At 53.8% G+C, this 21,222-nt stretch carries 19 protein-coding genes, 1 pseudogene and 1 riboswitch; of the genes and pseudogenes, 17 read left to right on the top strand and 3 right to left on the bottom strand.

What is annotated here, in order from left to right; all coding sequences use genetic code 11:
• Positions 1-39: 39 nt before the first annotated feature.
• Both ACZ439_RS02860 and ACZ439_RS02855 read left to right on the top strand, forming a co-directional pair.
• Positions 40-177: a hypothetical protein gene (locus tag ACZ439_RS02860; protein ID WP_155614243.1), complete on the top strand. Its 138-nt coding sequence runs from the start codon at positions 40-42 to the stop codon at positions 175-177.
• Positions 178-253: 76 nt separating this feature from the next.
• A riboswitch (cyclic di-GMP riboswitch) is annotated at positions 254-337 on the top strand.
• A 101-nt stretch (positions 338-438) separates the two neighbouring features.
• Complete coding sequence (locus ACZ439_RS02855; RefSeq protein ID WP_155614244.1) at positions 439-615, top strand: hypothetical protein; 177 nt, start codon at positions 439-441, stop codon at positions 613-615.
• A 102-nt stretch (positions 616-717) separates the two neighbouring features.
• Here ACZ439_RS02855 and ACZ439_RS02850 read toward each other — a convergent pair whose 3' ends face one another.
• Positions 718-1,716, bottom strand: coding sequence for an acrylyl-CoA reductase family protein (locus ACZ439_RS02850; RefSeq protein WP_054799051.1), 999 nt, complete (start codon positions 1,714-1,716; stop codon positions 718-720).
• 429 nt (positions 1,717-2,145) lie between these two features.
• Here ACZ439_RS02850 and ACZ439_RS02845 point away from each other — a divergent pair, with 429 nt between their 5' ends.
• The 4 genes from ACZ439_RS02845 (at position 2,146) to ACZ439_RS02830 (ending at position 3,592) form a co-directional block, all read left to right on the top strand.
• The gene (locus ACZ439_RS02845; RefSeq protein WP_155614282.1) at positions 2,146-2,496 is read left to right on the top strand and encodes a response regulator; all 351 of its coding nucleotides are present in this window, start codon (positions 2,146-2,148) and stop codon (positions 2,494-2,496) included.
• A gap of 104 nt (positions 2,497-2,600) precedes the next feature.
• On the top strand, positions 2,601-3,053 hold the full coding sequence (locus ACZ439_RS02840) for a GNAT family N-acetyltransferase (protein ID WP_464620600.1): 453 nt from the start codon (positions 2,601-2,603) through the stop codon (positions 3,051-3,053).
• A complete protein-coding gene (locus tag ACZ439_RS02835) occupies positions 3,017-3,301 on the top strand; it encodes a hypothetical protein (RefSeq protein ID WP_464620599.1) in 285 nt (94 codons plus the stop codon). The genes ACZ439_RS02840 and ACZ439_RS02835 overlap by 37 nt, the downstream gene beginning before the upstream one ends.
• A gap of 42 nt (positions 3,302-3,343) precedes the next feature.
• Entirely contained in the window at positions 3,344-3,592 is a 249-nt protein-coding gene (locus tag ACZ439_RS02830) for a hypothetical protein (protein WP_054795273.1), read from the top strand.
• Positions 3,593-3,771: 179 nt separating this feature from the next.
• Here ACZ439_RS02830 and ACZ439_RS02825 read toward each other — a convergent pair whose 3' ends face one another.
• Positions 3,772-5,328 (bottom strand): LTA synthase family protein, encoded by a 1,557-nt coding sequence (locus tag ACZ439_RS02825; protein WP_372812926.1) that lies wholly within the window; start codon positions 5,326-5,328, stop codon positions 3,772-3,774.
• A 234-nt stretch (positions 5,329-5,562) separates the two neighbouring features.
• Here ACZ439_RS02825 and ACZ439_RS02820 point away from each other — a divergent pair, with 234 nt between their 5' ends.
• The 7 genes from ACZ439_RS02820 (at position 5,563) to ACZ439_RS02790 (ending at position 15,140) form a co-directional block, all read left to right on the top strand.
• On the top strand, positions 5,563-6,804 hold the full coding sequence (locus ACZ439_RS02820; RefSeq protein WP_464620598.1) for a DUF2087 domain-containing protein: 1,242 nt from the start codon (positions 5,563-5,565) through the stop codon (positions 6,802-6,804).
• A gap of 73 nt (positions 6,805-6,877) precedes the next feature.
• A complete protein-coding gene (locus tag ACZ439_RS02815) occupies positions 6,878-7,639 on the top strand; it encodes an FHA domain-containing protein (RefSeq protein WP_306439331.1) in 762 nt (253 codons plus the stop codon).
• 72 nt (positions 7,640-7,711) lie between these two features.
• Entirely contained in the window at positions 7,712-9,001 is a 1,290-nt protein-coding gene (gene murA / locus ACZ439_RS02810) for a UDP-N-acetylglucosamine 1-carboxyvinyltransferase (RefSeq protein ID WP_127605635.1), read from the top strand.
• A 442-nt stretch (positions 9,002-9,443) separates the two neighbouring features.
• The gene (ppdK, locus tag ACZ439_RS02805; protein ID WP_054799056.1) at positions 9,444-12,134 is read left to right on the top strand and encodes a pyruvate, phosphate dikinase; all 2,691 of its coding nucleotides are present in this window, start codon (positions 9,444-9,446) and stop codon (positions 12,132-12,134) included.
• A gap of 86 nt (positions 12,135-12,220) precedes the next feature.
• Complete coding sequence (gene ndk / locus ACZ439_RS02800) at positions 12,221-12,694, top strand: nucleoside-diphosphate kinase (protein ID WP_054795267.1); 474 nt, start codon at positions 12,221-12,223, stop codon at positions 12,692-12,694.
• 154 nt (positions 12,695-12,848) lie between these two features.
• A complete protein-coding gene (locus tag ACZ439_RS02795) occupies positions 12,849-13,964 on the top strand; it encodes an aminopeptidase (RefSeq protein WP_127605633.1) in 1,116 nt (371 codons plus the stop codon).
• A gap of 33 nt (positions 13,965-13,997) precedes the next feature.
• The gene (locus ACZ439_RS02790) at positions 13,998-15,140 is read left to right on the top strand and encodes an AbrB family transcriptional regulator (protein WP_141334030.1); all 1,143 of its coding nucleotides are present in this window, start codon (positions 13,998-14,000) and stop codon (positions 15,138-15,140) included.
• Between the two features lie 89 nt (positions 15,141-15,229).
• Here ACZ439_RS02790 and ACZ439_RS02785 read toward each other — a convergent pair whose 3' ends face one another.
• Positions 15,230-16,204 carry an MraY family glycosyltransferase gene (locus tag ACZ439_RS02785; protein ID WP_230875987.1) on the bottom strand — a complete coding sequence of 325 codons (975 nt, stop codon included), beginning with the start codon at positions 16,202-16,204 and terminating at the stop codon, positions 15,230-15,232.
• Positions 16,205-16,444: 240 nt separating this feature from the next.
• Between ACZ439_RS02785 and ACZ439_RS02780 the strand changes: the two genes are divergently transcribed.
• The 4 genes and pseudogenes from ACZ439_RS02780 to ACZ439_RS02765 all read left to right on the top strand — a co-directional run bounded on the left by ACZ439_RS02780 (position 16,445) and on the right by ACZ439_RS02765 (position 21,184).
• Positions 16,445-16,984 (top strand): HXXEE domain-containing protein, encoded by a 540-nt coding sequence (locus ACZ439_RS02780; protein WP_127605627.1) that lies wholly within the window; start codon positions 16,445-16,447, stop codon positions 16,982-16,984.
• 196 nt (positions 16,985-17,180) lie between these two features.
• Entirely contained in the window at positions 17,181-19,403 is a 2,223-nt protein-coding gene (locus tag ACZ439_RS02775; RefSeq protein ID WP_464620597.1) for a helix-turn-helix domain-containing protein, read from the top strand.
• Between the two features lie 137 nt (positions 19,404-19,540).
• Positions 19,541-19,991: pseudogene (locus ACZ439_RS02770) on the top strand (enoyl-CoA hydratase-related protein).
• 11 nt (positions 19,992-20,002) lie between these two features.
• Positions 20,003-21,184 carry an acetyl-CoA C-acetyltransferase gene (locus tag ACZ439_RS02765; RefSeq protein WP_464620596.1) on the top strand — a complete coding sequence of 394 codons (1,182 nt, stop codon included), beginning with the start codon at positions 20,003-20,005 and terminating at the stop codon, positions 21,182-21,184.
• Positions 21,185-21,222: the final 38 nt, after the last annotated feature.

The raw sequence follows: 21,222 nt of genomic DNA, 5'->3' as shown, positions 1-21,222 counted from the left end.
GGCGCATAGGCGCATAGAGGTAGAGAGGAGATTTATTCCATGTCTGATGTGCTTCGACGAAAGAGAGGGCGGTTGTTAACCAGCTTGCTGGCGTTTGCGCTCATGCTTGCCATCGTTCCGCCTTCTCGGGACGGCCGGTGTCGCAAAGCCGGAAGCGAGCAGGACGCATCCGCATGAGAGTACCATGGGGCAAAGCAAATCATGTCGATTTATGGCTGGGTTCATGTTATACTAGGCCTGTTGGGTGATTTCAACACGACAAGGGCAAATCTGATGAAAGTCAGAGACGCAAAGCTATAGGGACTAAAGTGATAAACGATGTCAGCCAGCTGCCGAAAGTATGAGGAATATGTCGTAACACCTCCCTTTTGGCGAACAAGGGAGTTTTTTTATCCCTCTGTGAAGCGTTCGGAATGATCTCATTACGGAGGTAGAAGGATGAATCCGGTGAAAACAATGGGCTTGGAGGAATGGCTTGGAGAAACGACGGCCAGCCGTTTGATGGAAGAGCTGGAGAAGGCGTCCAAGGAAGAGCTGCATGATCTGCGTCACGCGTTTGAAGCATTGATGCGCTATATGGAGTCGGTGCAGCCGATGCACGCGGTGGAAGCGTAACCCGCCCGATTTCTGAAGATATGGAAGCGCGTTGTCAACAAAGCTTTCCCAGCAGAAAAAGAGTCCTGTGGAGCAATGGCTCCAAAGGACTCTTTGGCGTTATTATGAAAGGTCGAGATTGACGATAGCCCGGCCGCGAAGCCGACCGCTGCGAATCGCCGCAAGCGTATCGGCCAGATTGCCCAGGCCGATCTCCCGCGCACCGGTCTCCAGGTACGATACAGGTTTCCAGTCGGCTGCGAGCCTGGACCACACTTCCCGTCTCGTCAGCGTATCGCAGTATACCGAATCGATGCCGAGCAGCTTCACACCGCGCAGAATGAACGGATATACAGTCGTTGCGAAATCCGCCCCTCCGGTCAGACCGCTGACCGCAGCAGAACCGCCGTAACGAAGCGTGCTTAAAATAAACGGCAGCGACGCGCCGCCGACCGGATCGACCGCCCCCGCCCAGCGTTCCTTACGCAGCGGTTTGCCGTCCGGCGGGATTAATGCGTCTCTCTCGATGACTTCCGCAGCGCCCAGGCCCAGCAAATACTCGCTTTCGGCAAGCTTGCCCGTACTGGCCGTCACACGGTAACCGAGCTTGGACAGAAGCGAAACCGCTACGCTCCCGACGCCGCCGGTCGCACCGGTGACGAGTACCGGGCCTTGCTCCGGCCGGAGGCCGTTGCGCTCCATCTGGAGCACCGACAGGGCCGCCGTAAAGCCGGCGGTGCCGAGCGACATCGCTTCCCGGGCCGTCAGCCCATCGGGAAGCGGAACGACCCAACCGGCAGGAACGCGCGCCAGTTGGCTGAAACCGCCCGGGTGGGAGACGCCGAGCTCGTAGCCGGTGACAAGCACTTCATCGCCCACGGCAAAAGAAGGGTCGTCCGAATGAACGACCTCTCCGGCTAAATCGATACCCGGTACGAACGGGTACGACTTGACGATCGGACTGACGGGTTGCGCCGCCATCGCGTCTTTATAATTGATGCTGGAATATCGTACCCGTATGGTGACTTCTCCGTCCGGCAGGCGATCATGCCCGAGCGTTTGGATGGAGCCGGCGGCTTGATCGCCCTGTTTCTCTAGCACGAATGCTTGGAACTTATCCATTGGATCGCATCTCCCTATGTTCATGTTACTTTCTATGTTAGCATTATTTACCGATAATTTAAATGTAAAAATAGACGCTTTCCGGCAAGATCCGGAGAACATGAGGACGTCGATTTCATATTTCCATACTTGTATTTTTCCGGCAGGATGGTATAATTTAATGTACAAAAGGTATCGCCCGCATCAGGTGAGCTTTGCGAAATTCAAGGCCGCAAAGCCACAGCCACTACCGTCTTTACCAAGTCAGCCAACTGCCGAAGGACAGAGGAATACGTGATTTGAGGCTCCTTTGATGCATGCTGGGGGTCTTTTTAATATGCCGTGCTGCCGTGAAAATATTGTATAACCGCACATCTTCGGGACAACTAGGCGTGACGCTTTTCCATACTACCCAATCGAAGAGGAGGCTGTTCCGGCGTGAAGAAAATTATGATCGTCGACGATTCGCTCTTTATGCGCATGTTATTGAAAAACGTCATTCATGAGCTTGGCTATGAACAAGTCGTTGAAGCAAGCAATGGAGTGGAAGCGCTGTCATTATACCCGGAAGAGATGCCCGACGTCGTCACGATGGACATAACCATGCCGGAGATGGACGGCATTACAGCACTGGAGAAAATCAAGGATTTGAATCCGGATGCGAAGGTTATCATGGTGTCGGCGATGGGCCAGCAAGCGCTGCTCATTCGCGCCGTCAGTATGGGAGCGAGCGACTTTATCGTCAAGCCGTTCAGTAAGGATCGCGTCCGCGAAGCACTGAAGAAGGCGTTCGCCGGATAACGCACGCGAATCCTTGAGGAAGCAGCGGCTTGTTTGGTACAATGGACTGTGATACGAAGCGTGGAAGGGTACCCCTTACGGCTAAGAGATAGAGGAGAAGGTTCATGTTGAGGTTACAGGGGCTTGTCGTAACGACGGAGGAAGAGCTGCGGCAATGCTTGTCCGTTCGTAAAGAGGTATTTGTCGATGAGCAGCAGGTGCCGCTCGATTTGGAGCTGGACGAGTTTGACGCTTCGACGTCGGCTTGCCGCCATTTCCTGATCCGGGACGGCGAACTGCCGATTGCAGCGGCCCGTTACCGGATGTACGATGAACGGACAGCCAAGCTTCAGCGAATTGCGGTCCGCCAGCCTTATCGGGGCAAGGGCATCGGCAAGATGATGATCGATATGATGGAAGACGATATTTGCGAACGGGAAATCGCGTCGATCATGTTGGACGCGCAGACGCACGCGACAAGGTTTTATGAGAAGCTGGGATATGCGACAGTATCTGAAGAACCATTTCTGGATGCAGGCATTTGGCATGTACGGATGACAAAAACGATAACGGAGTGAACGGCCCGCAGCGGCCGTTTTTTTATGTCGTCAGGCGAATCCGCGAATACGGCCGCTCATCAGGGATGGAATGCTGCTTCCACATATTCCGATTGGAGAATATGTATCGTTATTCCGGCAATATTTGCGGCCTCATGCGGGAGTGGCTGCCGCTTCGGGTGCGCGCGTTCTTCGGATGGGCGTCGATGTGGATTGCGACAATTATCGTGTTCGCCATCGGCAACGCGGTTGCTTTCGCGATCAGCTAATATTTATGGAAGCAGGGCTCGATCACCCAGGGCACCGTCTACATGATCTTTTATTATACGGAGCTGATGGCGAAGCCGATCGAACAAATCCGCACCCAGATGGAGGATTTGCAAACAGCGAGGAGCTCCGCCGCATTTGGTACGGCGTCGAAGAGTATACGGGGGCAGCGGCGGGGGATGACGGGGGATAAGGTTACGTCATTTCCCGGGCAAGCGCAGGACTCGACAGCCTTCAACATGCGAACCGCACAGAATGACGCTGTCTGGAGGCATGCGGGGGGAGGCAGTTAGGAGTCTGTGCCCTTATTCCGTCATGTCTGCTAGCGCAAGTGGATCGGCTGGGCGGCAGGCGCATCGCGGCTACGATCATTCGCATTTCGCCGGAGCTGCAACCGAATTTGAACGCGAAAAAGACAGGGAAGCCGACGCTTCCCTGTCCTTTTCAACTTAAGGCCTATTCCCGGATGCCGTCACTTGTTCATCGCTTGAACCGTAACTGTGGCCGGCGAGGAGACGGCTAATATTTGTTTTTTCGAGTCGATCACCTTCACTTCCACGGTCAGCGCGCCGGGCTTGGCGGTCAACTCCCGCGGCAGGGCGGCACTGAGCGATGACTCGCTTAGCCAGGCCGTCTCCAGCTGCTTGCCGTTAACGAATATCGAGCAGCCGAGTCCGAAGCGTCCGCCTTCGACGGTTAGCGTGGTGCGTCCTAAGGCATCCTCGGAGGCGCTGATGACAGATGGTTCGACCCGCCGGATTTCAGGCGCTCCATAGCCGAGCTTGAAGCCGGAGAGCCTCGCTTTCGCTTCGTCGGCGCGCTGCTGCTCCTGTTCCAGGATCGCCTGCTGCCGGCTGCGGTAGTCGGCGACCATCGCCGGGTCGACACCCATCTCGGCATACGCTTCTTCGGGCGGAACAAGCGGCATTTTTTGCGATAAATCGTACAAATAGTCCGTGTACGGGCTGCCTTCCCGTTGGGCGAGATGGAGCACGTAAGGACCGAGAAACGAAGGGCTGAAATGAAGCTTTTCGTTCTTTTCGCGCGGCAAGTAGTTGTTCCAGATAACCACGGGAACCTCGTGCATCTTGGTCAAGAAGTCCGGGTCGTTCTCGCCGGTAATGTAGCCCGTCTCCTCATAAACCGTATACTTCTCGAGCGACGGCAGATGGTCCCCGAAAAAGACGATGATCGTCGGCTCCTTCAACCGGCTGTAATGAACGATCAGCTCCTCAAGCATCCGATCTGCGCCTTCCATCCCTTGCGCGTACGTCTCCGTTAACCCGATCGCTTCCGGGGAAACCTTGCCTTTCACGTCGATCGTATTCCGTTTGAACTTGCCGGGCCAGTAATGGTAATGATTCTCCATCGTGTTGGCGAAAATGAAGTCTGAGCCCGGGCTCTGCTCGCTCTGTTCGATGATCCGTCTGGCTACGGCGTGATCGCCGATATACGGACCTACGTATTCGTCCGGGTTGAAATATTCGAGGCTGATAAATTGGGAGAAACCCAAATATTTATACACCTCGGAGCTGTTGAAAAACCATCCGTGAAACGGGCTGATCGCCGTTGTCGCATAGCCTTGGCCGGCCAGGAGGCTGGCGAGCGAGGCCGTCGGTTGTTTGATGTATTGCTCATACACGATCGAATCTTTCGGGAAAAAACGGTACGAATGCCCGGTCAGCACCTCAAGCTCGACATTGGCGGTGCCGCCGCCGAACATCGGCGAGAGCATGGTGCCGTGTGTATACCGTTTTTGCAAGCTGTGGAAAATCGGCGCCGGATCGCGGCTGAACACAAGCCCGGGCAGCTGTGTGGCATCCCAGAACGATTCGCTCAGCACAACGATAATGTTCGGTGGTTTGTTCAGCTGTTCGGGCTCCCAGTCGGTCGCCGGTTCCATGTCAAGCGAGGGGATCGACCGTACCGGCACGCGATCCGGGTTTATCCATTCGGAAGTCGGTAAGAGAAGAAGCATCATGGTTAGTAAAGATGCGGATAAAGTACGGACGGTTCGGGATAGGCGCATGGTTGATCTCCTAAGATGAAGTAACGGTAATCGCTTTCGCAATGTCATGATCATTATATCATTTCTGGAGACAGGGAGGTAGAAGCTTGACGCATTGAAGAGAAGCAAAGATCCGGACGATGACTTCTATGTATGTTTCACAGGGATAATGGAAAATTAATAGACAAATTTAATTAATGTTTGACAATATATAAACGTACTATTAATATGTCTATATAAATAGGAGGGTTTGCGATGGATGGCATGTTTATCGACGGGATGGAGCGGGCCTCGCTTGAAGAGATCGAACGGGGTTACATCTATGAGGAGGAGGAAGGGCGTTACACGTGTTTAATATGCGGCAGCTCTTCCGAGCAAGGGGTTATTTATCCGTCTCCGGACGAACAAGCTTGGTGGGACGCCGAGAAATGGATGACGAAGCATATCGTGCGGGAGCACGGGTCGGTTTTTCACGCACTGCTGCATTTGGACAAAAAGTGGACCGGTTTGTCCGTGCTGCAAAGGCAGCTGCTGCAATTTTTCCATCAAGGGATGAGCGATGCCGAGGTGATCGAGCGATTGGGCGGCGGAAGCGCGTCGACGATTCGCAATCATCGGTTCACGCTGCGGGAGAAGGAGAAGCAGGCGAAGCTTTTTCTGGTGCTGATGTCGTTGATGGAAAAAGGCAGGGCGGCGGCCTCGGCCGGTAGCCCGGTGAAAGACAAGAAAAAGCAGAAGCCGGCAGGTGTACAGCCGCTGCAGGAGACGGTGGAGCGTGACAACGATTATTTTCCGTACGGAACGGACGGTCCGCTTCGGGCATGGCCGCGTAAGGAGAAGGTCCGCGCGTTGATCGCCGAAGAACTCGTCAGGCGTTTTCAGCCTGGCCGTATCTATTCGGAAGCCGACATTAACGAAGTGTTGGAGCAGGCTTGGCACGACTATGCCGTCATCCGCCGGTATATGGTCGATCATGGGTTATTGGAGCGGACGGAGGACGGACGCCGATATTGGGTTGGCGCCGCCGTTTCGTCATCGGAGCGGGCGCCGGCAGCAGCGCAAGAGGAGGAGAGGTTGTCTATGAGTAAGGAACGGCGCAAGGAGCTGGTGAGGGCCTACCAGGAGAAAGAGCAGCAGATCGGCGTGTTTCGATTTGTGAACGGAAAGAACGGCAAGGCGCTTGTCGGCGCCAGTAAAAACCTGGAAGCGATGGAGCGACGCTTGCCTTTTGAGCTAAAGATGGGTGCGAGCCGGAATGTACAGCTTCAAAAGGATTGGAACGAAGCGGATGAAGGGGATTTTACGTTCGAGGTGCTGGAACGCCTGAAGCTTCGCAAGGACAGTTTCCAGGACGTCAATCATGAGCTGCACGTCATGGAGAGCAAGTGGCTAAACGAGCTTCAGCCTTATGGGGAGCGCGGGTACAATTCGCAGCCAAAGAAAAGAGGTCAGGCCGGAGACGCCGAGAAGGACGAGACGGACGAGAGGGACGTCTAAACGAAGCAGCCATAACTGAAAAGTAAGCGTTACGTCAGCCAGCAGATATTTCCCTTACTCTTGAAAATACGATATGATGATAAAGACTGCAATCTTTATACGTCATACTCGTATTTTTGCTGTGATAGTGGAGGGAAACGTTCTGGATACTTACGCTTGTCTATATGTGATCCGGGGAGAACCGTTTCGTTCGGGCACGTGCCTTCATCTGACTTCAGCAGAGACGGTGATCGGGCGCGCTACGAACAACTTCGCCCCGGACTTTGCTTTTTCCAACGCATTTATTTCAAGAAAGCACGTCGTTATCCGCCGGGAAGGGGAGAAGGCGGTGTTATACGATCTGGATTCACGCCACGGTACCGAGCTTAACGGGGTATTGGTGGAACCGCATGTGCCGTACCCGCTCCAATCGTTCGACATTATTAAGATGGCGAAAGGGATGACCGTGCTGCATTTTTCCTATTTGTTCGCCGATCAGACGCTGGAGTTCGAACCGCTCAGCATGACCCAGGCATGGGAAGAGCCGAGCGGACCTTCGATGATCTATTGGGAGAAGCGGGAATGCGTCGTGGACGGGAAGCGAATCGCGATGTCGGAGAAGGAATATTTGCTGCTTCATTTGTTATACGAGCAGGCGAACCGGCTTGTCGCCATCGATGACATTAAACGAAACGTATGGTCCGAACGCACGACCGGACCTGACGGTGTGCCGGATGTCACGATGGACGAACTGAACGCGCTCGTCTATCGTATCCGTAAAAAGTACGGGAAAGACACGTTCCTGATCAGCGCTGTTCGCGGCAGCGGATATGTGCTCGAGCTGGATTCCAAATAGGCGGCTGCCATGGTGACTGACTACCTTGTCGCCATGACGCGCCGTAACCGTTATAACCAGGGAGGGATAAGCATGCGCTATATCCAAGTGGAGCCTGCCGGGCCGCTGCAAGGCTCGGTGCAAATTCCCGGCTCGAAGAATAGCTCGCTGGCGCTGCTTGCGGCGGCTTGTTTGGCCGATGACGTCGTCACGCTGGAGGGGATTCCGCTGATTGACGATGTCAAGGTGATCGCGCAAATTTCACGGGATATCGGAATGTCGCTCGTTCGCAAGCCGACGGGCGAGGTTGTGATTGATCCGCGGTTTATTCATAGTGCAACCATCGATCCCGGCAAAGCGGCGTCATACCGCGCTTCCTATTATTTCGCGGGGGCGCTGCTCGCCAAGTTCGGCCGTGTGACGGTAGGATTTCCGGGCGGAGACGATTTCTCGTCGCGACCGATCGATCAGCATGTTAAAGCATTTCAAGCGCTTGGCGCCACCGTTATTTTTCACGAAGACCACTATGTGGTGGAATCGAGACAGCTGAAGGGTGCCGACATTTATTTCGACACGGTCACCTCGGGCGCTACGATCAACGGCATGCTGGCGGCCGTTCGAGCCCAAGGGCGAACGAACCTGTATAATGCCGCGGTCGACCCCGAGGTCGTCGATACGGCAGCTTTCTTGAATGCGCTTGGCGCCAAAATATACGGAGCGGGCACGGACCGCATCCGGATTGAGGGCGTGCCGTATTTGAACGGCGGCTGCCATATGGTGATCCCGGACCGGCTTATCGCCGGCGCCTTTCTGATGGCGGCGGGCATCACCGGAGGGCGTGTAACCGTAGGCGAGGTCATCCCCGAACACTTGGGCGCATGCCTGGCCAAGCTGGAGGAATGCGGGATGGAGCTGGAAGTGGACGAGACGAGCATTACCGCCTACGGGCGCGGTTCGATTAAAGCGACGCGGGTGCGGACGTCGATGTATCCCGGCTTCGCTACCGATCTGCAGCAGCCGATGACGGCGCTGTTGACGCAGGCAAAGGGCAAAAGCATCATCACCGAGCGCGTCTATCCGAACCGCTTCAACCATGTGCCGCAGCTGCGGCGGATGGGCGCCGACATTGAGGTTCGGCAGGAAAGCGCCTTTATCCGCGGCGGACGGCCGCTCTTCGGCGCTTGGGTTCATGCGACGGACGTGCGTGCCGGAACGAGCCTGGTGCTAGCCGCTCTGGCGGCCGATGGGGTGACGCGAATTACCGGCGTAGAGCACCTGGAGCGCGGTTACGACGACGTGATCGGCAGCTTTGCGGCGCTCGGCGCGCGTTTAACGTTGTGCGAGGCCGAGGATGAGCGCGTACATGCCGTCTTTGTGAGGTGACGGTGTGCCGTAGCGGAATCCTGATTCCTTATATTGCCGATTAGACCGGCGGAATGTATGATAGCGGAGTTACGATGAGCCATTCGCTCTAAAGCCGGGGGAAATCCCCGGTTTGGGCGAATAAGGCATCGGAGCTCCGCTATTTTTGTGTGAACGTGACGGGTGAGGCGCATAGGGCCGCCGTAGTTCCGCAGCTTCCTGGACTTTCGCGATATGGGGTTCGTTCAACAAGGGGTCTGCGCCAAGAAAAAGTGAACATGGAGCGACAGCAGATAAATTCGAGATGTTTGTTTAATAGTGTGTCATTAAAATTAAATAGTACACACTATTTACAAAGAAATTGTTGTATGTTATGTTTTAGATGTGATTTACAAGTGGAATAAAACGCACGTTAATTTCGTTAATTCAGACTATGACCGAATTGTTCAGAGGAGGCATTTGCATGAAGTTCGTTGTACCGTTTGATCAGGGGCATGCGGATATGAAAGCGACGCTTGGCGGGAAGGGGGCAAACTTGGCGGAGATGACCCGGGTAGGGCTGCCGGTTCCTCCGGGGTTTACGGTGACCACTGACGTTTGTCGCGCCTACTACGCCTTGGGCGGCCAGCTTCCGGACGGAGTCCGCGAAGAGGTGGCGTCCGCGCTGCGCGTGCTGGAGTCGTCCCAAGGGAAGCAATTCGGCGATCCTGCGAAGCCGCTGCTCGTTTCGGTGCGTTCCGGATCCGTCACCTCGATGCCCGGGATGATGGATACGATTCTCAATCTCGGGTTAAACGATGAAACGGTTGCCGGGCTGGCTGCATTAACGGGGGATGCGCGATTCGCGTACGACTGCTACCGGCGCTTGATCCAAATGTTTGGGAACGTCGTGTTTCAGATTGAATCGCATCACTTTGAAAGTCAGCTTTCCCGACTGAAGCAGCGGCTCGGTGTCGGACAAGACAGCGAAGTAAGTGCCGAAGGCTGGCAAGAGCTGATCGAATCGTACCGGTCAATCGTAGTGAAAGAGACGGGCCGTCCGTTCCCGCAAGACGTGCGCGAACAATTGGAGCTGGCGGTCGAAGCGGTATTCCGTTCGTGGAACAATACGCGGGCCCAAGTGTACCGCAAAATCCACCGCATTCCCGACGAACAGGGAACGGCGGTCAATATCCAGGCGATGGTATTCGGCAATTTGGGGGCCGATTCGGGTACGGGCGTATTGTTCACCCGCAATCCTTCGACCGGGGAACGGCGTCTGTACGGGGAATATTTGATTAACGCCCAAGGGGAAGATGTCGTTGCGGGGGTTCGCACGCCGGTACCGATCGAACAGCTCGGTGCGGATATGCCGCTCGTGTTCGACCAGTTGGAGCGAACGGCGGCGATGCTGGAGAAGCATTATAAGGATATGCAGGATATTGAATTTACGGTGGAGCAAGGGGCGCTCTATTTGCTGCAAACCCGTTCGGGCAAACGGACGGCGCAGGCGGCGGTCAAGGTCGCCGTGGATATGGCCAACGAGGGGTTAATCAGCCGGGGAGACGCCGTCGAGCGAATCGAGCCGTTTCATTTGGATCAGTTGTTGCACCGGGCCATTGACGTGGACCAGGCGCTGGATGTATTGGCTTCGGGGCTTCCGGCATCGCCGGGCGCTGCGACGGGAGAAGCCGTGTTCGATGCCGACCTGGCGGAAGCGTGGTCGCGCGCCGGCCGCAAAACGATTCTCGTGCGTTCGGAGACGACGCCGGAAGACATACACGGCGTGCTTGCCGCCGAAGGCGTACTGACGAGCCGGGGCGGCATGACCAGCCATGCGGCCGTCGTCGCCAGGGGCATGGGTAAGCCTTGCGTATGCGGATGCGAGGCCGCAAGAATCGAAGACCGATCGTTCGTCGTACACGCCGGTGGCGAGTTCGTTACGATTCGGGAAGGCGACACGATCTCGATCGACGGCTCGACCGGCCGCGTCATTCGAGGCGGAGTTAACTTGCGCGAGCCTGAGCTGACGGAGGAGCTGCAGCAGCTGCTCCGGTGGGCCGACGATATCCGCACGCTGCAGGTATATACCAATGCGGACACGCCGGAAGATGCGGCGAAAGCCCGGGATTTCGGCGCGGAAGGCATCGGGCTGTGCCGTACGGAGCATATGTTTATGTCGGCGGCGCGGGTGCCGGTCGTGCAAGCCATGATTTTGGCGGATTCGGCGGAGGAGCGGGCCGAAGCGCTCGAGAAGCTGCTGCCGATGCAGCAGCAAGACTTCGAAGGGTTGTTCCGGGCTATGGATGGGCTGACGGTTACGATTCGATTGCTGGATCCGCCGTTGCACGAATTTTTGCCGAACATGGAGCAGCTGGTGCTTCAGCATGAACGATTGCGCAATGACCCGAATGCCTCGTCCGAGGAAATCGACCGAAACGAGAAGCTGCTGCGCAAAGTGCGGTCGCTGCACGAGATGAACCCGATGCTGGGGACTCGCGGATGCCGCCTCGGTCTCGTCCTGCCGGAAATTTACGAGATGCAGGCGGATGCTATTTTCCGCGCCGTGGTGCGCTGCTTGGAGGAAGGTATCGACGTACGGCCGGATATTATGATTCCGCTGGTCGGGCATGCGAACGAGCTGATCCGGATGCGTGAGCTTGTAACGAAGCGGGCGGAGGCGATACTGGGCGATAAGGCGGCCACGTTCCCTTACCATGTGGGGACGATGATCGAAGTTCCGAGAGCGGCGATTACGGCGGCGCAAATTGCCAAGCACGCAGACTTCTTCTCGTTCGGTACGAACGATTTGACGCAGATGACGTTCGGCTACAGCCGGGACGACGCGGAAGGGAAATTTCTTGCGCATTACGTGGAAACGAAGCTGCTGCCGGAAAACCCGTTCCAAGTGCTGGATGAGGACGGCGTCGGCCGCTTGATCGAATGGGCGGTGGAGCAGGGCAAAGCGGTTAAGCCGTTATTGAAAACAGGCATATGCGGCGAGCATGGAGGCGATAAGTCATCGATCTTCTTCTGCCATGCGGCGGGACTGGACTATGTAAGCTGCTCCCCGTACAGAGTGCCGCTTGCCCGGATTGCAGCCGCTCAAGCGCAGCTGGCGCTCGGCCATCCTCAGTCCGATGCCGAACGGAGCTTGAGCGAACATATTGCTTAACTCATAAAAATGAGAAAAAATGGGAATACTGATTGAAGAGACTTGGGTTGAATCGCGTACAAATTAGTGGATGGAGTGAGTCGTTTATGGAGCAGACGTTCTTATTGGTGAAACCTGATGGCGTGAAACGCCAATTAATCGGAAATATTGTGAATCGCTTTGAACAGCGCGGATTCGAGCTGATCGGTGCCAAGCTCATCCGGATTACGAGAGAACAGGCAGAATATCATTATGAGGAGCACAAAGCGAAGCCGTTCTTCGGCGAGCTCGTCGATTTCATCACGTCGGGACCGGTGTTCGCGATGGTATGGCAGGGAGAGAACATCATTCAAATTTCCCGCGCCATGATGGGCAAAACGAACCCGGCCGATGCGGCTCCGGGTACGATTCGCGGCGATTTCGCCTCCGAGGTGGCCAAGAACGTCATTCACGGCTCGGATTCGCCTGAAAGCGCGTTGCGGGAGATCGCCAACTTCTTTAAGCCGGAAGAATTGTTGACTTCGACCTATTTAGACGGTACGGCGGACCGCAGCGACGATTCTCCGGTAAGCATTCATTGAAATAACGAATAGACGACCAAGCCGACCCCTTCATCAGGAGTCGGCTTTTTTACTCATTTTTTTGGAAGGGCGGGTTGCTGAATTTGAACTTTGAACGGAAATTCGTTACATTGGAAGTAGAATTGTAGGGCAGTTGCCAAAGGAGCGTATGCAGATGCGGGATCCAAGACTGAAACAGTTTGCGAAAAATTTGGTGCGTTATTCGATCGATCTCCAGCCGGGAGAAAACGTGCTGATCGAAATGATTGGGCTTCGCGATCAGGAATTGACCAAGTGTCTAATAGAAGAAGTGTATGCGGCAGGAGGAAATCCGTTCCTGGAGTTCCGGAATCCGGAAGTGACCCGCAGCCTGATGCTCGGCGGAACCGAGGCGCTTTACGCGCAAATGGCTGAGCTGGAGCTAGCGCGGATGAAAAAAATGCACGCGTATTTGGCCGTTCGCAGCGGCGACAACATTACCGAAACGTCCGATGTACCGGATGAGAAGATGCGTTTGTATACCAAAATATTCCAGCGTCCGGTTACGGATCAGCGGGTCAACCATACGAAGTGGTGCATCATGCGTTACCCGAACGCGTCGATGGCCCAGCTCGCCAATACGAGCACCGAAGCTTTCGAGAATTTTTATTTCCAGGTCTGCAATTTGGACTACAGCAAGATGTCGTCGGCGATGGATGCCCTCGTCGAGCGGATGCTGCGTACCGACCAAGTAAGGCTAGTTGCCCCGGGAACCGATCTCACCTTCTCGATCAAGGATATTCCGGCGATCAAATGCGCCGGGAAGAACAACATTCCCGACGGCGAAGTGTTCACTGCGCCGGTGAAAGATTCGGTGAACGGCGTCATTTCGTACAACACGCCGACCATTTACAACGGAACGGGATTCGAGAACATCGTGCTCCGGTTTGAGAACGGCAAGATCGTCGAAGCGACCGGCAGCGATACGAGAAAGCTGAACGATATCCTGGATACGGACGATGGCGCCCGTTATATCGGCGAGTTTGCGATCGGGGTCAATCCGTATATTCAGAAGCCGATGAAAGACATCTTGTTCGACGAGAAAATCGACGGCAGTATTCACTTTACACCGGGCAACGCATATGAGGATGCGGACAATGGCAACCGTTCATCGGTTCATTGGGACATGGTGCTCATTCAGAGGCCGGAATACGGCGGCGGCGAAATTTATTTCGACGGCGAGCTCATCCGCAAGGACGGACGTTTTGTCGTACCGGATTTGGAGAAATTGAATCCGGAGAATTTGAAATAAAGCCGAGCGCTGACGTAGGGGAATGATGGCTTCATGGAAGACTCGAATGAATCGAATCGTTCAAATCGATCTCACGAGAAGGAAAGCTTACAAACAGCAGCGGTTCGCTTGCTGGAAACGGCGGCGGTCACGTTCGCCGGGGGGCTTCTGTTCTCGCTGATGCACGTCCCGCTGAGTTGGATGCTGGGACCGTTAACGGCTACCTTGCTGTGGCAGGGCTTGACCAAAAGACAGCTTGCATGGCCGGTAACGCTTCGCAACGGAGGCCTGCTGCTGCTGGGTTACGGGATGGGGCTGTCGTTCACGATGGAAAGCGCGCGCCAAATCGTCGGCCAGCTGCCGTCGATGCTCGCGTCGACCGTGCTGACGGTTGGCTTCAGCTTGCTGATGTCGGTGTGGATTGCCCGCGCTGCGAGGATTACGCCGCAGAGCAGCTTGCTCGGCAGCATACCGGGCGGGCTTTCGCAGATGGTCGTGCTGGGAGAGGAGTTTCCCGAAGCGGATGGAACGATCGTCACGTTCATGCAGACGATCCGGCTTCTCACGGTCGTTTTCATCGTCCCGTTCCTGGCGGTGCACGGCTTGAGCGGCGGTGAGGCTGCGGCGATGCCTACAGCTTCCGTGGCTGACTCAACCGGGTCGGGCTTCGCCGGGGGCGGAGCGTTCATGGCCGTGGTTGCGGCCTTTGCGGCGCTGGTCTCCGGGTTGGCTGCCGTCCGGCTGCGAATGCCGACGCCCTGGTTTCTCGGCCCTGTCATCGCTTCGGCGCTCATGATGATTGCGGATTGGGCGCCGCCGCATCCGCCTTCCGTGCTTGTGCTCGCCGCACAATGGAGTCTCGGGATTTATCTCGGACTCGGTATTCGCTTTAGCGCCTTGGCCGGTTGGCGAAGGCTGCTGCCTTACTCGCTTGCGGGCGGGCTCGCGATCGTCGCGTTCTGCCTGGTGCTGGCTTACATCTTCAGTCTCCTTCATCCGATCAGCATGGCTACAGCGTTCTTGAGCTTATCGCCCGGAGGCATGACGGAGATGGGCGTAACCGCCTCGGTTGTCCATGCGGACGTGTCGATGGTGGTGGCGTACCAGATGTTTCGCATCTTGTTTATTCTGTTTATTGTCCCTTATGCGCTGCGCCGTTTATTTCGCGTTCCGAAAGGAACGGGTGTAGAAGGATAGCGCGTACGAGAAACGGCCTTCCCGCGGGTTAACCGTACGGGAAGGCCGTTTGAATTTTATTGCATATGGACCGCGGATAAGCAGCTTCATTAAACGTTGAGTAAAAGCAAAATGATCGAGCTTAACCCGAAGCACATGTTGACCAGGCAGAGAAACAGGACGACTTGTTTCGGATTCAGTCCGCTGCGCAGCAACCGGTAATGCGCCTGGCTTGCATCCGCCTGATAGATCGGCTTGCGTTCGCGAAGCCGCTTCAGGACGACGAAGATGTTGTCGAAGATCGGCACGCCAAGCGCAAGAATCGGGATGAGCAGCGACAGCACCGTCGCTTGCTTGAATGCGCCGTCCAGCGCCACGACCGCGAGCAGAAATCCGAACAGCGTCGCACCCGCATCACCCATGAACACCTTCGCAGGCGGTTTGTTGTACCGCAGGTACGCAACCGCGGCGCCGACGAGAATGATAGCCATCATCGCGGAGTCCGACTGGCCTTTGGCCAAGGCGACGACGAACAGCGTGACGGCGGAGATGGCGGACAACCCGCCGGCCAATCCGTCCATGCCGTCCGAGAAGTTAATGACCGTAGTGACGCCGAATATCCAGGTAACCGTTAAGAAAAATTGCAAATAAACCGGCAGTAAAATATCCTCGCCGCCGAACGGGTTGTTGAAACCGTAGAAGACGACGCCGGATTTGTACACAATGATCGCGGCGGCGAGCTGTACGATCAGCTTCGGCCAGGCGGCAAGTTCTTTGCCGTGCGTTTTGTACCAGTCGTCAACGAGCCCGATGCAGACGATGAGCAGCGAACCGATGAGCAGCGATACGGTGCGGCTGCCTTGGAACGTGATAAACGTCATGTACGCGCAGACGAACCCGGCGAAGATCGCGATACCGGCGGTTAACGGAATCGGATCGCGATGAATTTTACGTTCGACATCGGGCTTGGGCTTGTCCACGAAATCGATGCGGAACGCCCATCTGCGAAGCGGTGGAATGAGCAGCAGTACGACGAGAAACGATACGAGAAAGGCGGCGAAGTATGCGATAATCGGTCCCTCCAATATTCGGCATGATTCGTGGAAATCTTTAGAAATTATAACATACAGGAGCGGGATGAATCCATCCATGACGGAATTATCAGGCAGTCGTCAGTCTCGGGATCATAAAGATGGCAAACTTTGCAAAAACAATTGACAATTACTTCATGCTGTCCTAAACTAACTTTAAAGTTATATAACTTTAAAGTTAGTTTTGTGGTGTTCGAATTCACACAAATTAGGACGGAAGCGAGGTTGTATGACATGGTTGAATTTCTGGATTCCTTTATCAGCATCAACTCGGTAATTTGGTTATTTCTTGTTGCCTTTATGCTTCATGACTTTGAGGAGATCATCCGGATCGAGCCCTGGTTTCGGAGGCATCAACCAAGCATTTACCGGAAGGTGCCGAGGCGGTTCAGAAACACGCTCGATTCATTCTCACGAATGACGGCGCCGCAGTTTTCCGTTGCCGTTTGCCTTGAATTTGTAGTGTTTGTTCCGTGTACGTTTATGGCGGCTGAACATGGCAGTTACTTGCTGTTCCTGGGTTTCAATGCGGTTATGCTGCTTCATGTTTTTATGCATATCGGTCAGGCCGTATTCGTAAGAATGCTGGTGCCGGGAGTGGTTACGAGTGTCCTCATCATCCTTCCTTATACGATTTATGTTTTTTACAGGCTGCTAAGTGAGAAACTGATAACGTTGACCGATATAGGACTGAGTCTTCCGTTAGGATTACTGCTGATTCCCATTTTGTTACTGGGTCATAAGGCGGGCGAGAAACTGGTTCCAAATGGTTGAGAAATGTGTGAACGACGGAGAACGGTGATATCCATGTCCAATCAAAGGGTAAAATGTCGGTGCGACGCTGCACCGATTTTTATTTGCCAAAATGATTTTTATAAATTAAAGGAATTTACATAAAGACGTCAAATTGAATTATGTAAAAAACACTGTCAATCAAAAAACATAATAAATAGTTTCGGGAGTGAATGAAATGAACGAGTTGACTAAGCGTGAACGGCTGAAGCAGAAGATCGAATCTCATCTTCGTGATCTCGCAAGGCAGCTCGTCAAGTTCGACACCTTGGAAGAGACGCTTCACTATTTAATGGACTCTTTTTGGATGGATTTTACTTCCGACTTTGTCGCCATTTTATTGAAAGAAGGGGATCAGCTCATTCCTAAGGTGTGGAGGGGAGAAACCCTTCAAGTCAAGCATACCCTTCATCTGACTGTCGATCCTGATTCCAGGCTTCTTCAAGACGCGCTTTGGTGGCCGAACGAGAGTGGAATGAGCGATAGCGATTTCAGAAAAGCGTTGGAGAACGAGAAGCTCTCGACTTGGTTTACCGTTCCTTTGAAGGAAAGAGAGAAGACATTCGGTATTTGCATCATCGGATTTCGCAATTTTGTCCCTCTCATTGTCGAAGCGGAAAACTATTTCGTGGAATTTGGCCGGGATGTCGCGGTAGCTATGGAGTTAGCCCGGGATAAAGAACGCCAGAAGCGAAAAATCAAAGGCATGGAGTGGTTGAGGGAAAATATTTTCCCCGGTACGTCAATCGAACATATGGTGGAAAAAATGGTCGACCGTGCTGGGAAAGGAACGATGGCAGCGGCAGCAAGCATTTTTTTGTATGACGAAAAAAACAATTGTTTAATTTATCAGCCCCCGTCTTATGGGACATTCGTATCCCCCGATAACATGGTGATCGATAACGAAAGCAATCTATCGCGATTGTTTCCGTATTTCGGGAAGGCCGGGGGCGAACAATTAACGGTGCCCTTGGTCGTTAATTTGAAAACGATCGGTATTCTTCATGTCTCGGGAAAGCAAGATGGAGTGTTTACCGAAGATGATTTGGAGCTGCTTGAGTTTTTATCGACGCATGTCTCTATGCAGATAGAGAACGCCCGATTAGTTCAGAACGAACAAGAGCGCAGATTAAGACTGCAGAACATCATGATCCATCAACAGGAACTTGTAAAAAAGACCATCGAGGAGGAGAGTCTATACGAGATCACCAGAACCGTCAGCTCCATTTTCGGTTATTCGGTTTTTCTATTCGATCGGCTTCTGCGGCTGCTGTCTCATCATGCTATGAAGGAAGAACAGCTATCGCTGCCCAATTTGCTGCATCTCGTTAAAGAGCATGAACAGCAAATCCGGCAGATTAAATCCGATGAATTATGGCTTCAGCTGGACGAAGGGCCATGTTATGTGAGCATCTGGCCGATTATTGGAGGCGGCAGGCAGTTAGGTTATTTAGCAGTGTTCTCAGACCGCAAGTACTGGGACGATGTTCTCCGACTAACCGTCAATAACGCGCTCAATGTGTACGCCATCGAGTTTATTAAGCAAAAACTGGTGATGGATACGCGAGAACAGGTGAAGGAAAGTTTCATGAATCAGCTTTTTTCCGAAAAAATCGAGGATCCGGAGAAAGTCGTACAGTATACCACCTTTATCAACTGGAACGTCTATGATTCTCATCGGGTGGCGTATTTGTCAGTGAAGCTTGATATGGAAGTGGAGCGGGAAAGCGATCTCATTGGAGTGGAGGAGAAGAAATCAAGATTGTGGGATATTATGAAAATGGCGCTCTCGAATCAAGATCAAGGGGTAATCTTGACGAGAAAAGGCGATGAGTTTATCCTCATCAGCCGCGTGACAAACGAGCAGACAAATGCCAAAGCTTATTGGCAGTCGATGTATCAGCAGGTACAAAAAATCGCCAAAGCTGAAATGCCATCTTGTCATGTTTATTTGGGTGTTGGCGGACGTACCGAACGGATGGAAGATTACTATTTTGCGTACAAACAAGCCGTTCAAACCGCGAACCTGATTCGCCTTCGTTACCCGGAAACGGGATTCGCCATTTTTGAAGAGTTCGAGTCTTACTCTCTTCTTCATCAATTAACCGATCACAAAATTTCAACGATTTTTGTGCAAAAAAAGCTGGCGCCGCTGCTGCGTTATACGGAGGGAAGCGGAGCTGATCTGTTTCATACCCTCCGGAGCTATTTATCAAACAACGGAAGTATGAGAGAGACCTCCGAGGCGTTATATATTCATCGGAGCACGCTGCAATACCGTTTGGATAAAATCAGGGAAATTTTGCAAATCGATATTGAGCAAGCCGAGCAGCGGTTCAGCCTGCTGATGGCCTATAAATTATACGATCTGCTGGACCTGTCTCCTCCGCAAATCTGCTGAATGTTCCGTTGCAGATTCCTGCAATCCGCCGATTATAGAAGCTGGAAAAATGCTTTATCATGAATTTAAGTAAGCGATTACATCTTAGATCGCGTCATGGATTATTTCTACGATGAATTTAAGTATGTTTACCACAAATAACAGAGGATGGGATCAATCCGTTGAACGGGCAGTTGTTCCGGGAGCTCGGGTTGCTCTTTAACGAATGGGAACAAAACGATGATGTGCGGGCCGTGGTCCTTACAGGCAAGGGGGACCGAGCTTTCGCCGCAGGTGCGGATATTAAAGACATGCTGAATCTGAATACCAGGGAAGTCCTTCAATTTTGCCAAGTATCCCGAAATGCCTTTTCGAAGGTCGAATCCCTTCCAAAGCCTGTGATCGCAGCAGTTAACGGATTGGCGCTCGGAGGCGGCGCAACACAAAGGCTGCAGCGGTTAATCGGTCAACTCGGGCGGTCAAGCGGATCTTCAAACCGGATTGGATCTGGAAATCGCATGCTTCGGCAACGCCTATGCAAGCGATGACAGCAAAGAAGGCATGCGAGCGTTTATAGAAAAACGAAAGCCGCAATTTTCAGGATGGTAGGAGGGCGTAACATGGGAATCCGTCATGTTTTCTTGATCGAAGGCGCGCGCACCGCGTTCGGTGAGTTTGGAGGATCATTCAAAGAGGTATCCGCCATCGAATTAGCGACTGCCAGCGCCATAAAAGCGTTGGAAAAAGCGAATGTGACGGCGGAAGAAGTGGATCAGGTCGTCATTGGCAACGTGATCCAGTCCAGTGCAGATGCCATCTATATGGGCCGCCATGTCGGATTGAAATCAGGCGTTCCGAAACACGTACCCGGATTAACGGTGAACAGGCTTTGCGGTTCCGGACTTCAATCGATTGTGAATGCATCTCAATCGATTATGCTGGGAGAATCCGACCTGGCGCTTGCAGGCGGCGCGGAAAATATGAGCCAAGTACCTCATGTGATTCGTGGAGCAAGATGGGGAATCCCCCTCGGCAAAGCGCCGATGGAAGATTACTTGTGGGAGTCGCTGTACGATCCTTACGGGGATTGCACAATGGCCATAACCGCCGAAAATCTGGCCTCGCAATACGGGATCACAAGGGAACAGGTCGATGCGTTTGCCGTCAGAAGCCATGACAGAGCCCAGGCGGCCATAGATAATGGCCGCTTTGCCGAAGAAATCGTCCCCTATACGATTCTAGGAAGAAAGGAAAGTGTAGTTGTGGACCGTGATGAACATCCCCGTCCGACTACCCTGGAGACGCTGGCGAAGCTGCCTGCCCGCTTCACGAAAGACGGGGTAGTGACGGCAGGCAACGCCAGCGGAATCAACGACGGCGCGGCAGTAACGGTGGTGGCTTCGGAAGAATATGTGAAGCGGCGGAACCTGAAACCGCTTGCGCGGTTAGTTTCCTGGGGCATTGTCGGTGTAGAACCGAAGATTATGGGTATCGGACCGGTCATGGCGATCCGGCAAGCGCTCCATAAAGCGGGAATGACGATCAAAGACTTGGACCTGATTGAAATTAACGAGGCGTTCGCCGCTCAATATCTCGCTTGCCAGAAAGAGCTCGACTTCGATCCGGAGATCGGCAACGTCAATGGCGGGGCGGTCGCATTGGGCCATCCGTTAGGCGCTAGCGGCGCTAGAATTACATTGTCGCTTCTATACGAATTGCGGCGCCGCAACAAAAAATATGGCGTTTCTTCTTTATGCATCGGCGGAGGTCAAGGGATTGCAGCCATTTGGGAGCGGCTGTAATCCCCCCTTTTCCATAGAACGAATGAACATCAGTCACG

This window comes from Paenibacillus sp. JCM 9796 (assembly GCF_055379675.1).
Note: the sequence above shows the minus strand (reverse complement) of the source record. Positions and strands in the feature narration are given on the sequence as shown.